This is a genomic window from Gemmatimonadota bacterium, from assembly GCA_041390125.1.
Taxonomy (GTDB): Bacteria; Gemmatimonadota; Gemmatimonadetes; order Longimicrobiales; family Gaopeijiaceae; genus JAGQIF01.
Genome location: JAWKQN010000014.1, coordinates 126,498 through 139,095 on the forward strand (window position 1 = coordinate 126,498; position 12,598 = coordinate 139,095).

General features: G+C 70.0%; 9 protein-coding genes and 17 tRNA genes. 6 read left to right on the forward strand and 20 right to left on the reverse strand.

Going from position 1 to position 12,598, the window contains the following annotated elements; translation table 11 throughout:
• Positions 1–75 precede the first annotated feature (75 nt).
• Entirely contained in the window at positions 76–654 is a 579-nt protein-coding gene (locus R3E98_16155) for an SRPBCC family protein (GenBank protein MEZ4424946.1), read from the forward strand.
• 123 nt (positions 655–777) lie between these two features.
• Here R3E98_16155 and R3E98_16160 read toward each other — a convergent pair whose 3' ends face one another.
• Both R3E98_16160 and R3E98_16165 read right to left on the reverse strand, forming a co-directional pair.
• Positions 778–2,793 (reverse strand): hypothetical protein, encoded by a 2,016-nt coding sequence (locus tag R3E98_16160; GenBank protein ID MEZ4424947.1) that lies wholly within the window; start codon positions 2,791–2,793, stop codon positions 778–780.
• 32 nt (positions 2,794–2,825) lie between these two features.
• A complete protein-coding gene (locus R3E98_16165) occupies positions 2,826–3,518 on the reverse strand; it encodes a DUF305 domain-containing protein (protein MEZ4424948.1) in 693 nt (230 codons plus the stop codon).
• Between the two features lie 274 nt (positions 3,519–3,792).
• Here R3E98_16165 and R3E98_16170 point away from each other — a divergent pair, with 274 nt between their 5' ends.
• Entirely contained in the window at positions 3,793–5,298 is a 1,506-nt protein-coding gene (locus R3E98_16170) for an alpha/beta hydrolase (protein ID MEZ4424949.1), read from the forward strand.
• 477 nt (positions 5,299–5,775) lie between these two features.
• The gene (locus R3E98_16175) at positions 5,776–5,940 is read left to right on the forward strand and encodes a hypothetical protein (GenBank protein MEZ4424950.1); all 165 of its coding nucleotides are present in this window, start codon (positions 5,776–5,778) and stop codon (positions 5,938–5,940) included.
• Positions 5,941–6,122: 182 nt separating this feature from the next.
• Here R3E98_16175 and R3E98_16180 read toward each other — a convergent pair.
• The 18 genes from R3E98_16180 to R3E98_16265 form a co-directional block, all read right to left on the reverse strand.
• Positions 6,123–6,205: transfer RNA gene (locus R3E98_16180), tRNA-Ser, on the reverse strand.
• Positions 6,206–6,496: 291 nt separating this feature from the next.
• Positions 6,497–6,570, reverse strand: a tRNA-Pro gene (locus R3E98_16185).
• Between the two features lie 394 nt (positions 6,571–6,964).
• Positions 6,965–7,048, reverse strand: a tRNA-Ser gene (locus tag R3E98_16190).
• A gap of 86 nt (positions 7,049–7,134) precedes the next feature.
• Positions 7,135–7,220 (reverse strand) — tRNA-Ser (locus R3E98_16195).
• 4 nt (positions 7,221–7,224) lie between these two features.
• Positions 7,225–7,296: transfer RNA gene (locus R3E98_16200), tRNA-Gln, on the reverse strand.
• Between the two features lie 3 nt (positions 7,297–7,299).
• Positions 7,300–7,506 carry a hypothetical protein gene (locus tag R3E98_16205; protein ID MEZ4424951.1) on the reverse strand — a complete coding sequence of 69 codons (207 nt, stop codon included), beginning with the start codon at positions 7,504–7,506 and terminating at the stop codon, positions 7,300–7,302.
• Positions 7,507–7,815: 309 nt separating this feature from the next.
• Positions 7,816–7,888: transfer RNA gene (locus R3E98_16210), tRNA-Thr, on the reverse strand.
• A gap of 8 nt (positions 7,889–7,896) precedes the next feature.
• Positions 7,897–7,969: transfer RNA gene (locus R3E98_16215), tRNA-Ala, on the reverse strand.
• A 78-nt stretch (positions 7,970–8,047) separates the two neighbouring features.
• A tRNA-Val gene (locus tag R3E98_16220) sits at positions 8,048–8,121 on the reverse strand.
• 4 nt (positions 8,122–8,125) lie between these two features.
• Positions 8,126–8,199, reverse strand: a tRNA-Arg gene (locus tag R3E98_16225).
• Positions 8,200–8,254: 55 nt separating this feature from the next.
• Positions 8,255–8,338 (reverse strand) — tRNA-Leu (locus R3E98_16230).
• Positions 8,339–8,402: 64 nt separating this feature from the next.
• Positions 8,403–8,487, reverse strand: a tRNA-Leu gene (locus tag R3E98_16235).
• 22 nt (positions 8,488–8,509) lie between these two features.
• Positions 8,510–8,582, reverse strand: a tRNA-Ala gene (locus R3E98_16240).
• 38 nt (positions 8,583–8,620) lie between these two features.
• A tRNA-Asp gene (locus tag R3E98_16245) sits at positions 8,621–8,694 on the reverse strand.
• A 13-nt stretch (positions 8,695–8,707) separates the two neighbouring features.
• Positions 8,708–8,779 (reverse strand) — tRNA-Glu (locus R3E98_16250).
• A 15-nt stretch (positions 8,780–8,794) separates the two neighbouring features.
• A tRNA-Trp gene (locus R3E98_16255) sits at positions 8,795–8,867 on the reverse strand.
• 31 nt (positions 8,868–8,898) lie between these two features.
• Positions 8,899–8,971, reverse strand: a tRNA-Phe gene (locus tag R3E98_16260).
• Between the two features lie 278 nt (positions 8,972–9,249).
• A tRNA-Met gene (locus tag R3E98_16265) sits at positions 9,250–9,323 on the reverse strand.
• A gap of 457 nt (positions 9,324–9,780) precedes the next feature.
• Here R3E98_16265 and R3E98_16270 point away from each other — a divergent pair.
• The 3 genes from R3E98_16270 (at position 9,781) to R3E98_16280 (ending at position 12,552) form a co-directional block, all read left to right on the forward strand.
• Positions 9,781–10,527, forward strand: coding sequence for an SDR family NAD(P)-dependent oxidoreductase (locus R3E98_16270; GenBank protein MEZ4424952.1), 747 nt, complete (start codon positions 9,781–9,783; stop codon positions 10,525–10,527).
• A 33-nt stretch (positions 10,528–10,560) separates the two neighbouring features.
• Complete coding sequence (locus R3E98_16275) at positions 10,561–11,067, forward strand: DinB family protein (protein MEZ4424953.1); 507 nt, start codon at positions 10,561–10,563, stop codon at positions 11,065–11,067.
• Between the two features lie 504 nt (positions 11,068–11,571).
• A complete protein-coding gene (locus R3E98_16280) occupies positions 11,572–12,552 on the forward strand; it encodes a site-specific integrase (protein ID MEZ4424954.1) in 981 nt (326 codons plus the stop codon).
• The last annotated feature ends 46 nt before the right edge of the window (positions 12,553–12,598 follow it).

Genomic DNA, 12,598 nt, shown 5'->3' on the forward strand with positions numbered 1-12,598 from the left:
AACCCCCGGATCCCCCGGTGGCCCCTCGGGTCACCGGGGGTTTCGCATAGGGGCCCGAGGGCCTTAGTTGGATCCATGCGCCGTTGGCTGCTCTATGGGCTCCTGTCCGTCGTGGGGCTGGCTCTCCTGGCCATCGGGGTGGGGTTCCTCCTCCCCGTGGACCACCAGGCCGTGAGCCGGGCCGACTTCACCCAACCGGATTCCGCCGTATGGGCGGCGGTTCGCGACATGGGCCGCTATCCCGAATGGTGGTCCGACCTGGAGTCGGCCGAGCGGGCCGGAGCGGGCGGGGGCGCCGCCGTCGTCGGGGAGGCCGACCCGGCCCTGGCCGGGCTCGAGACCTGGGTGCAGTCGGGGCCCCGGGTGGGCACGCTGATGATCCATATCGAGGAGGACGATCCGCCCCGTCGGCTCGTCACCCGCATCGGGGAGGGTCTGCCGTTCGGGGGGCGGTGGATCTACGAGGTGGAGCCGGCACCGGGCGGCAGCCGTCTGACCATCACCGAGGCCGGGGAGATCTACAACCCGGTCTTCCGCGTGGTCTCCCGGTTCCTCCTGGGCTACCACGGCACCATGGACTCCTACCTTCGCGACCTGGGCCGTCACTTCGGCCAGGAGGTGGTACCGGAGCACGTGGTGGCCGCGGGCGGCTGAACGAAGAAGAGGCGCCGTCCGCTCACGCGGACGACGCCTCCCTCTGCTTCTTGCCCTACCCCGCGGTCCCCGCGGCCGGGGGCGTGCCCCCCGCATCCGCGCGACCGCTTCGGGTCGGCTCCCTCAGCGCCCCTCGCCCAGGGCCCGCACCACCCCGGAAAGGGTGCGGATCTTGGCCGCCGCGGGCGAGCGGCCCGCATCGGCGTCCAGGATGGCGGCGAGCTCGTTCAGCGTGCTGCGCCGTGCCCCGCCCGAGGCCTGCTCGGCCTGGGTCAGCATGCCGCGCGCCTGCTCCACCCGCTGGCCCGACAGGCCGCGCGAGCGCTCGAGCTGATCCAGGTAGGCACGCGCCAGCACGAACGTGTTGGGCCACACGTAGCGCGGCTGGCCCTGCGAGTTCAGGTGGTCGAGCACGACGGTGTTGGCCGCATCGATCTCGTTCTGCGTCAGCGCCGGGCTGGGCACGAGCTCGAAGATGTCCAGGCCACGCGCGATCTCGGAGTTCACGATCATGCCGTTGTACCAGTAGACCGACCAGCTCCCGCCCATGTTCATCTGGTTGGGATCGACCGGACCGCGATCGTGGAAGGCGATCTCCACCGGGTTCATCGGATCCGTCCAGTCGAAGATCGAGATGCCGCCCTGGTACCAGCCCTGCACCATCACGTCGCGCCCCGGGATCGGGATCAGCGAGCCGTTGTGGGCCACGCAGTTCTCGAGCGGGGTCTGCGGCGCGGGCAGCTTGTAGTACGTCTGGAAGTCCATGTCCTCACCGTCGATGGTGAAGATGGCGTTCGCGCCCCACGCGCGCGGATCCGTGGGCCGGCACTTGGGCGCGCCCCCACCGCCCCACTCGTCGGTGAACAGGATCTTGGAGCCGTCGTTGTTGAACGTGGCGGAGTGCCAGTAGCTGAAGTTGGAATCCGCGACCGCGGACAGCCGCTTCGGATCGGTCGGATTGCGGATGTCGAGCAGCAGGCCGTAGCCCTCACACGCCCCGCCGGCGAGGCCGATCTCGGGATACACCGTGATGTCGTGGCACTGCGTGGGCCCGAGGTTGGCGCCCTCGTCGCCGCCGCCGACCATCGCCTCCACGAAGCGCGGCAGGTAGTCGCGCAGCGCCGCCGAGTCCGCCGCCGTGGCCGCGCCGCTGCCGCCGCGCGCCGCCACGATGCTGTCCAGCATCACCTGCGCGTAGCGGTCCGGGAGCACCTGGAACTGGCCGCCGAACTCCAGGATGAAGGCGCCACTGGCGCGGGCCTCCTCGAGCGCGGCCAGGTCGGCCGGCGCCAGACCGTGCTCGGGCGGGGCGACCAGGTCGTTGAAGATGCGCGGCGAGCTCACGATCGCTGCGGCTGCGGGGTTGGCCAGCGGCACGCGGATCACCTCGATGCGGAACAGCGCGGAGTTCGGATCCTCGCTCGGCAACGCGCTCGAGCAGCCGGGCAGCTCCTCCTCCGGCCGGACCGGAGCGGAGCCGGACACGTAGATGTAGACGTTGTCGCGATCGTTCGGATCCTCGAGCACCGTGTGCGTGTGCGAGCCCCGGCAGGTCTGTACGTTGGCGACATACTCGGGATTGCGGATGTCGCTGATGTCGAAGATGCGGATGCCGCGCAGACGGTCATGGCTCACCGCCTGGTTCACCCCCTCCGTGCCGCAATCGAGACGTCCTCCCAGCCCTTCGCCCGATACGAACAGCAGGTTCTGGTAGACGGAGACGTCGCTCTGCGAGGCCGGGCACACATGGGTCACCACGGACGTGGGACGCTGGGGGTTGGAGATGTCCCAGACCTGCACGCCGTTGTAGTTGCCCTGGAAGACGTAGTTGTCCTTGAATGCCAGGTCGGAGTTCGTGATGCCCACGAACTCCTCCGGCGGCGGCGTGGTGGACACCTTCCGCAGGTTCCAGATGGCCTCGCCCGCATCGAACAGGCCCGGCCGGAGGCCGACGCGCGGGTCGGGGCTCGGCGGCGTGATCTGCAGCGGCCGAAGCTCGCCGGAGGGCGCCATGGCGCCGGAGGCGGAGCCCGTGTCGGAGGAGCCGGACGCGCAGCCGCCGACCGCGGCCAGGCCGGCGGTCAGGGCGAGCAGCCCGGTGGAGCGCAGGAAGGAGCGCGGAGGGAAGTCAGATCGCATGTGCGGGTTCCTCGGGTCGTGTAGGGTCCGAATCAAGAGCCGGTGCCGGTCATCGCGTCCAGCATGCGCTGCATGCGCGCGACCTCGGTGGTCTGATCCACCTGGATGTCGGAAGCCAGCTTGAAGACGAAGTCGTCCTGGGCCGCCCCGTCCTGTTCGAACAGGTCGTGCACCATGGTGATGGCTCCCTTGTGGTGCTGGATCATGTACGTCAGGAACAATCGATCGAACGCGGAGCCGCGCGCCTGCTCCAGCTCGTCCAGCTGCGCCTGGCTCAGCATCCCGGGCATCATCGCGTGGTCGCCATGCATGCCCTGCATGTCGTGCCCGCCGGCGTCCGCCATGCGGCCGCTCGGATCGACCTGGGGGACCGGCTGCTCACGCTCACCGAGCCAACGCTGCATCAGTCCGATCTCGTCCTTCTGCGCGTTGATGATGCGCGCGGCCAGGGTCTGCACCGATTCGTTGGCGCCGTTGACGGGCGCCCAGGCCGACATGACGAGCGCCTGCGCGTGGTGGCCGATCATGCCGGTCATGAACGCCACGTCCGCCGGGTGGACGGACAGACGGGTGCTGTCCATGCGCGCCTGGTACAGGGCCTCGAGCTCGGCCAGGGAGCCGCTCCCGGCGCCCGGCGGGGGTGCGCCTGCGCTCCGGCAGCCGGCGAGCGTGAAGGCCCCCAGCAGCAGGGCAGCGGCGGTGCGTCCTCGCGGAGACATGTCCATGGGTCCAGCGATCCTGGAAGAGCGGGAGTGGAGCGCAGTATACCCCGGAAGCCGCGTCCGGGTCACCGGGTCGGGGCGGGAGGTCTAGTGGGATGGGACGGATCGACCGGGGCCGGGTGCGCCGCCGACCCCTCTACCTACGCCGCCCCGCGCCCCGGGCTACCGGAAACGAGAGGGGACCCGGGTCCGTATCGACGCCACGGGCCGCGCCCATCGCGACGCAGGGGCGTAGTGCGCATTCCTGGTTCGCGTTCCCAGCACCGGAGCCCACGATATGCGTCCCGTCCCATGCAGGCCTCGACTGCCGGCCCTCGTGATCCTGGCCGGTGCGGCCGCCTGCGGCCCTTCCGCCTGCGGCCCCGCGCCCGACGCCTCGGCCGGCGTCGCGGCCACGCCCACCCTCTTCGACCGACTCGCGGGGTCGTGGGAGGGCGAGGGCACGTTGCTCGGACGTCCGGGCCGCTTCCACATGCGCTGGACCCGTCTCGCGGACGGCCGCTGGGCGCGGCTGGAGTTCCGCAACGGGTTCGTGGGTCCCGATGGAGCGACCACACCGATCCTGGAGGCGGTGGCCTTCTATCCGATCCGGGGCGCGCCGGGGGAGGACGCCACCGCGGGAGATGCGGAGCCGAGGGTCGGCCCTGCCCCTCACGGCGGCACGTCCGGGCCGCCCGCCGACGGCTGGTGGTTCGACTCCCGGGGCGAGCGCCTGCTGCTGGGGATCTCGGTCGAGGAAGACCTGCTGCGCGTGGACTGGACGGCCTCCTCGGAGCAGGGGCGCACGGTGTACCGCCCCGGGAACGGGCGGGTCGAGGTCGCCGACTCCGTCTGGCGCGACGGAGCTCTCGCCGAGTTCGCGCGAGCCACGTACGTGGCGGCCCCAGACGCGGGAGTCGTAGAGGAGTCCCTCTGGATCCCGACGGAGGATGGACTGCGGATGCGCGCCCGCGCCGTGGGGACGGGCCCGGAGACGTGGGTGGTCCCCATGGACGTCTTCCTGAAGGACGCCCTGGGTCCGCTGGCGCGCGGACGCCGCCTCGTGTTCTACGACCCACTGGGGCGGGGCGCGTCCGACGCGATTCCGTTGGAGCGTCTCTCCGAGGATCGTCAGCTGCGCGACCTGGAGGCGCTGCGGCGACACCTGGGGCTCGAGCGGATGGGGCTGATCGGGTGGTCGGGACCGGGGAAGCTGGTGGCGCGCTACGCCATCGAGCACCCGGAGCGCGTGAGCGGCCTCCTGCTGATCTCGCCGGTGGGCCCGGCGTCGAGCGCCTACCCGCTGGAGGACGGGATCCCCTCGCGGGACGACAAGCTGGACGGCGCAGCCTACGAGCAACTCCAGGCCGAACGCGCCGCCGGTGCGTTCGCGGGGGATACGGCCGCCGCCTGTCGTGCCGAGAACGGACTGCTGTACGCCGCCAGCCTCGCGGACGGCGCGCTGTCCGCCCTGGTTCCCGACGTCTGCGTGCACCCCAACGAGTGGCCGGAGCGCTTGTACCCCTGGTTCGGCGCCCTGCTGGACTCGTTCGGCACGTTCGATCATGGACCGGCGTTCCGGGCCTCCCCGGTGCGTACCCTGGTGATCCACGGCCGCGAGGACGGCATCCCGCTGGCCGGCGGGCGCGCCTGGGTGGCCGGAGCCCGCGATGCTCGCCTCCTGGTCCTCACGCCGGCCGGGCACTTCCCGTTCCTGGAGATGCCACTGGACTTCACGCAGGCCGCCCGGACGTTCCTGGACGGAGGGTGGCCCGACGCGGCGGAGGCAGTGCCGGGGTCGTAGCGCGTCGGGTACCGCAGGGGTGCCGGTGGGGTACGGGCCGCCGCGCGGCTCGGGCGCAGTGGACGGGCGCAGCGGACGGGCGCGACGCCGGGCGGACGGTCGCGAGGGTCGGGTCGCGCGCCCGGACCGCGCCGCTGCTGTCCGTATCAGTGCGTCGCTTCACCTCGGGAGAACGAGTCGAACGAGGGAGAGGAACGGATGCGCACCGCGGCGCTGCACCAGGGTGGAGGATGGCCATGGGGTTCCTCCTCATGCTCATCGGGTTGGCGAGCACGGCGATGTCCGCATGCGACGGGGACCTGTTCAGCACCAGGGAGTGCGCATGCACTGCGGACTTCCGGATCATCACCGTCACGGTCGTGTGGGACAGCACGGGCGCTCCGGTACCCGGCCTGGAGGTGACCGTCCGGCGCGCACGAGACGGTGTGGTGCTGGAGAGCACCGAGCTGGGGCCTTCAGGCAGGCGTCTACCCGGTCGTGGACACACCAACCCTTCGCCTGCGCCCCAGCGGGGAGGTCGTCCGCTTCGTGGCGAGCAACGGGACCGATGAGGTCGCATCGGACTTCGTGGTGGGGACCGACGGCTGCCGCTGTCATGTGCGCCTCTACAGCGGGCCGGACACGCTGGTGTTCCCGGAGTAGGGCTGGTGCTGCCGGAGCTGGGCGGGCGCGCGTGGGCGGCGCGCGGAGATGTCCAGAGTCGTGTACGCATCAGACGGTGAAATGCAGGAGTGCCTGCAACGCAGGAGTACCCACAAACACGAAGGGCCCGACGGGGTTTCCCCCGCCGGGCCCTTCAAGCTTCAGGTCGTGTTCGTTCGCAACGGAGGCGGAGGGACTCGAACCCCCAAGGGCTTGCGCCCGCCGCATTTCGAGTGCGGTGCCTTACCAGTTAGACTACGCCTCCCCATTCCAGAGGCCGTCCCATCGTGCGGCCTCAGGGCGTGGCGCCGGACGGCTGCGCCGTCCCACACCTTCATGGAATCGCCCGCGCGTTTCAGCGGAAACGTCGGGGCGGCTCCGCGGGACCTTGGCTCGCTGTGCGTTCGGCTCGCGGGGCTCCTGCATCGTTCGCATCGGCCCTCGTCCGCATCGGCGCCCTCCGTCCCATGCAGGGAGCGGGCCGCCCGCCGCGCCGGTCCTGCTCGGGTGCAGACCGGCGCTCGGCTTCCATCCAAGACCACCCACCAAACCTAAATCGGGGCGCCCGGATTCGAACCGGGGACCTCTGCGACCCGAACGCAGCGCTCTACCGGACTGAGCCACGCCCCGAACAGACGTGTGAAGCAGGCCACAGGGGGACTGGGGCCGAGCAAGACGGATGGGGTCTATCGAGACCACGGGAGCGAGCGGCTTGCTTCGCAAGCGCTCCGTTCAGGCCTGGTGTGGTCTATCGAGACCGGTGTCGCGAGCGGCTTGCTTCGCAAGCGCTCGCAGATGCCGCTTCTGGTCTGCGAAGGCACCGGACCTCAGAACCATAGGGTCTGATCATCCGACGGGGTGGGATTGCTGGCCCTGCGGGCCAGCGACCTCGCGTACGTCGTTGAGATCTTCGACCCCATACTTGTGGCGCATCGGGTCGAACCAATGCGCCGGCCCGACCTCGCAGATCCACACGCCCTACGCGATATAGGGCCGAAGGCCCTGAACCCACGCCGATTTCAAACGGACGGGGTGGGATTCGAACCCACGCGGGCGTGAGCCCACACGATTTCCAATCGTGCGCCTTAAGCCACTCGGCCACCCGTCCCGTGCGGCCGTGCCCACCGAATGAACGGGCAGGCGCATGCGTTCGTTGTCGCGATCCTCGCGGCTCTCACCACCGTCGCGACCCAACGGAGGGGGTGGGATTCGAACCCACGAGGTCCTTTCGGACCAACGCCTTAGCAGGGCGCCGCCTTAAGCCACTCGGCCACCCCTCCAAAGTTGCCCCGCTAGGACTCGAACCTAGAGTCTTCCGGTCCAGAGCCGGACGTGTTGCCATTACACCACGGGGCAAGCTTACTGCTTCGCTCGAGGCCACTCGAATTGCTGCGCCGTTCGGCGCTGATGACAGTTCGCGCAGCGGACGTCGCACTTGCGGATCTCTGCGAGCACCTTGTCCCAGGAATAGCCGGCACTCAGCAACGTCGAGATGTTGAAGGACTTGTCCTCCAACCTCCGGTGATCGAACCCGAGCACGTCGGGATCGGATTCTCCACAGTCCACACAAGGATGCTGGACCAGGTACGCCCTGATCCGGTCGAACCCTTCGCTGCGGCGCCGGATGCGTCCGTCATGCGCCCGCTCCCGGGCCTCATCGCGATTCGCGCGGTACCAGGACCGGCACAGATCACGGTGGCACGGCCGGCAGGTGCTGCCGCGCCCATCCGGGCGAGCCCGGTTCCTGGGATACGCATCCAGCGGTTTCGTCTCACCGCAGGACCAACACCGTTTCAAGAAGCCTCCCTCGCGATCCGCATCCCTTCCAGAAGAACGCTGATCCGGATCGCTCCGGGAATGTCCCATTGGGACCAGAGCCACCAGTCGGACTTGAACCGACGACCCCGTCATTACGAGTGACGTGCTCTACCAGCTGAGCTATGGTGGCGACCACAGTGGAGCCGAGGGGGATCGAACCCCTGACCTCTAGAGTGCGATTCTAGCGCTCTCCCAGCTGAGCTACGGCCCCAAAATCCCGCTCTTTCTGCCAATCTGGCCGGGAACCCCGTTTATGCAAGTTCAAGGCCCTGGTTCCACCGTCTGCGAGTGGGCGCAAGAGGACTCGAACCTCTGACCTCCACGATGTCAACGTGGCGCTCTAACCAACTGAGCTATGCGCCCAACATGCGCCCGGGAGGACTTGAACCCCCAACCTCTTGATCCGTAGTCAAGCGCTCTATCCAATTGAGCTACGGGCGCGTACCCAGCCACGCCGTTCATCGTCGACCAATGAGCCGGCCTGCCGCTGAAAAAGTGCCCACGACAGGACTCGAACCTGTACGCCGTTTCCGGCACTGGTCCCTCAAACCAGCCTGTCTACCAATTCCAGCACGTGGGCGTCTTCCATCATGCACGGGGTGAGCTCCACGCTCGCCAGGCTTTCCTCCCGGGTGGGAGGGTCATGCTCGGGGAGGGACTCGAACCCTCACGGGGTTATCCCCCACAGGATCCTGAATCCTGCGCGTCTGCCAATTCCGCCACCCGAGCGCGAAGCTCACGAGTTCCATGATGGAGCCGAGGGGAGTCGAACCCCTGACCTCCTGAATGCCATTCAGGCGCTCTCCCAACTGAGCTACGGCCCCAACTCGAACACGACCCGAATTTTCAACAAGCACGGCAACGGGGCTGACGGGACTCGAACCCGCGACCTCCGGTGTGACAGACCGGCACTCTAACCGACTGAGCTACAGCCCCTTGTGTTGCCCTATGCCCCCACGGGGAATCGAACCCCGCTCTCCACCTTGAAAGAGTGGTGTCCTAACCGATAGACGATGGGGGCTCATCCTCCCTTCAGCAGGCCCGGAGGGACTCGAACCCCCAACCCCCGGTTTTGGAGACCGGTGCTCTACCACTTGAGCTACGGACCTAGCGCTTCACTCCCTGTCGGGAGGTCCGCAGTGGCCAGGGACGGAATCGAACCGCCGACACCGTGATTTTCAGTCACGTGCTCTACCAACTGAGCTACCTGGCCCCGACAAAAAAACCCACCCCAGTCCTCTCCGACTCGGGCGGGTTCCTGGCTCGTTGCCGGCTGCGTCGCTACCGGCCCGCGCTCCCCGCCCCCTCGGCTCGCCAAAGCCACGGGTTCGTCGAGGTCCCCCAGGAGACTTCCGCCCAGGCGTCGTTGCGCCGGCGCGTGCTCGTTTGGAGGAGTCTCGTCAATTCCAGCGGCCCTGTTGATGCCGATCCCGGCCGAGATCGAGCCTTCCTACAGCCGGAAGCGCCGCCCTTCGGCGACGCTTCCACGAATAGCGGGGGCGGGATTTGAACCCGCGACCTTCGGGTTATGAGCCCGACGAGCTACCAGACTGCTCCACCCCGCAGCAAGAACGGGTAGTTTACTCCTCGCGGGAGGGGGTGTCAACCCGGAAAATCGGCCCCGAATCGGGTCCGGAATCCGCATCGAAACGCCCCAGCCCCGGCCCGGAGCGCGGGGCGAGCGTCCCCGCGAAGCATGGACCGCGCGTCGACATCCGCGCACGTCCGATTCCGCCTCCCGACGACCCCGGCTCCCCCTTCGGCCGTGCGGCCTTCCAGGACACGCGCGGCGCTCCACCCGTCCTCTATGGACCAACCTCCGGCGCGCCAGGTTCCGCAGCCGCCGGGACGGTCGGGTGAGGTGCGGGCTCGCACCCGCCGCCGGGCGCGGAGTACTGAGGATGGGGCCCGGCGTCCGACGCTTCGCCCCACCCCCGCGCACGCCACCGAGGCGACCTGGCCCGTGTGCGCGGCGTCCCCCGGCCCTGGCGTGACAGTCGACCATCCAGCGCAGGAGGATGTATGAGCAGGAGACGGGTTGCCCTGGTGACGGGCGGAGCTTCGGGTATCGGCGAGGCCACCGCGGTGGAGCTGGCGGAGCGGGGCTTCCGGGTCGCGGTCAGCGACGTGGCCGAGGAGCGCGGGCGGAGCGTGGCGGAGTCCCTGGACGGAGACGGCCACGCCTTCTACGCCGCGGACGTCTCGGACGCGAACGCCGTGGAGCAGCTCGTCCGGTCGGTGACCCGTGACCTCGGAGGTCTCGATGCGGCGGTCAACAACGCCGGCATCGGCGGTCCGGCCGCACCCACGGGGGCGTACCCGCTGGATGCGTGGCGCAAGGTGCTCGACGTCAATCTGGACGGCGTCTTCCACGGCCTGCGCTGGCAGATCCCGGCGATGGCCGAGCGGGGCGGAGGGCGCATCGTGAACATGGGCTCGATCCTGAGCATGGTCGGCTTCGCCGGCTCCCCCGCCTACGTGGCCGCCAAGCATGCGGTGGTAGGTCTGACGCAGAACGCGGCCCTCGAGCACGCCGGCGAAGGCATCCGCGTCAACGCCGTCGGGCCCGGGTTCATCGAGACGCCGCTGCTCACCGACAATCCGGATCTGGGTCCCGAGACGATGGAGCAGCTCGTGGGGCTCCACCCGGTGGGCCGCCTGGGGCGCGCCGAAGAAGTGGCCGCGCTGGTGGGATGGCTGCTCGACGAGGCGCCGGACTTCCTCACGGGCGCGTACATTCCCATCGATGGCGGCTACCTCACGCGGTAGCGGCCCGCGAACGCGCTCCAACCGGAGGGAACGATGGACCTGGCCGAGATCCGCGCACGCGATTTCCTGGAGGAGACGGCGGTGACGCGTCGCGTGCTGGAGCGCATCCCCGACGACAAGCTCGGGTGGCGGCCGCACGCGAAGAGCTGGACGGCGGGGGAGCTGGCCACGCACGTGAGCAATCTGCCCGTGTGGGGACGCTTCATCCTCGAGCAGGACGAGCTGGACCTGCATCCCCCGGGTGGGACGCCGCTACCGCCGCCCGCGATCGTGCAGTCGCACGACGAGCTCCTGACGCGCTGGGACGGCAACGTGGCGCCGGTGGCGGACATGCTGCGGGGCACCAGCCTCGAGCGCTTCCGGCAGCCGTGGACGCTCAAGCATGGCGGGGCCACGCTGCTGCAGTTGCCGCGCGCGGGTGCGTTCGACGCGTTCGTGATGCGGCATCAGGCGCACCACCGCGGACAGCTCACCGTGTACCTGCGCCTGCTGGACGTGCCCGTGCCGCAGGTCTACGGGCCGACCGCGGACGAGCCGTAGGAGGGGCGGCGGTCCGGACCGGAGCCGCTGCTTCAACGGCCGGACGATTGCTGCTGCGGTCAGGTCAGGGGACGGTCCGGTCCCAACGCGAGCAGGAATTCCTCGACGGGCAGACAGCGCACGGGGCCCTTCTGCAGGGCGTGGGATGGAGGGTGCGGAGAACGGCGCGACCCCCGAGCAGGTCGACGCCACCCCGGCGGAGCTTTCGCGCACTCGACCCGGCCAGGACGTATCGACGTGGCGGACCGGTCGGAATCGCGGGGCCGGTTCCATTTTGAGGCGCAAAATGGCGGAAGCACCGCCACTTTGCAGGAACGGCTCGGCCAGCCGCGGCTCCGTCTTCCTCTCCCTCGATGCGGCTCGATGGCTGGCTCCCGCGGGACCCCGCCTGCCATCCCCTCGCCCCGCGCCCGGTGCGATCGATTCGATGGCCTCACGGACCGATCCGGCGTCTCGGGTCGCGTCCCGCCCGGTCGTCCACCCACTCTCCGTTCGCGTTCCCGGGTGTTGCCGCTCCAGCGTCTCCTCGCCCTCTATCTGCGCCACGCCTCGCCCTCCAAGGGCGCGCCGGCGCGGGCGGAGGACGCCCGGCGTGCCGAGCTGTGGGCGCGCGTGTTGGGGCCGGAACGAACGGTCGCGACGCTTTCGCGACGGGACTGGGACTCGTTCGTGGAGGCGCGCGGGTCCGGCGCGGTGGGTCCGCGGGGGCAGCCGGTCGTGCCCGGCGCACGGCGAGCCGTCCGGCCGCGGACCGTCCAGGCCGACTGCTTCTGGCTGAACGGTGTGCTGCGGTGGGCATCGACCTGGCGGGACGAGGCGGGCGAGCGGCTGCTGGAGGAGAACCCGCTGGCGGGACTCAAGGCCCCGAGGGAGCGGAACCCGAGGCGCCCCACGGCGCAGGCGGAGCGCTACCGCCGCATCCGGGCGGTCTCGGACCAGATCCCCATGGAGATCCGCTGGCGTGGGCGGCGCGAGTGCGCCCGCTCCCACCTGTCCGAGATCCTGGACCTCGCCCACCACACGGGCCGGCGGCTGTCGGCCATCTGCGCGCTCACGTACGAGGACCTGCGACCGGGGGTGGGGCCGCACGGGTCCATCCGCTGGCCCGCAGCCACGGACAAGGGCCGTCGGGAGATGGTGGTGCCGCTCTCGCCCGGGGCCCGGGCCGCGGTGGAGCGGGTGCTGCGTGAGCGGCCGGGGTCGGGGCCCAGACCGCTCTTCCCCTCGCCCACGGATCGCCTGCGGCCGGTGTCCCGTCATCTGGCCGACGACTGGCTGCGGAGGGCGGAGCGGCGGGCCGGGGTCGAGCCCCAGCCCGGCAGCCTCTGGCACGCCTACCGGCGCGGGTGGGCCACGGCGCGCAAAGCGCTCCCGGACGTGGACGTGGCGGCGGCGGGCGGCTGGAAGGACGCCTACACCTTGAAGACCGTCTATCAGCAGCCGGACGCGGAGGGGATGCTCCGGGCGGTGCTGGGGGAGGAGTGAGGGGGGTTGGGCGGGGCACGGAGAGGGGCGTCCCGAGGGGGAACGC

Bases quoted from the DNA above. Each gene is read 5' to 3' on its own strand.
- R3E98_16275 (MEZ4424953.1), top strand. From the start codon at position 10,561: ATGGACCTGGCCGAGATCCGCGCACGCGATTTCCTGGAGGAGACGGCG.
- R3E98_16165 (MEZ4424948.1), bottom strand. From the start codon at position 3,518: ATGGACATGTCTCCGCGAGGACGCACCGCCGCTGCCCTGCTGCTGGGG.
- R3E98_16155 (MEZ4424946.1), top strand. From the start codon at position 76: ATGCGCCGTTGGCTGCTCTATGGGCTCCTGTCCGTCGTGGGGCTGGCT.
- R3E98_16170 (MEZ4424949.1), top strand. From the start codon at position 3,793: ATGCGTCCCGTCCCATGCAGGCCTCGACTGCCGGCCCTCGTGATCCTG.
- R3E98_16160 (MEZ4424947.1), bottom strand. From the start codon at position 2,793: ATGCGATCTGACTTCCCTCCGCGCTCCTTCCTGCGCTCCACCGGGCTG.
- R3E98_16270 (MEZ4424952.1), top strand. From the start codon at position 9,781: ATGAGCAGGAGACGGGTTGCCCTGGTGACGGGCGGAGCTTCGGGTATC.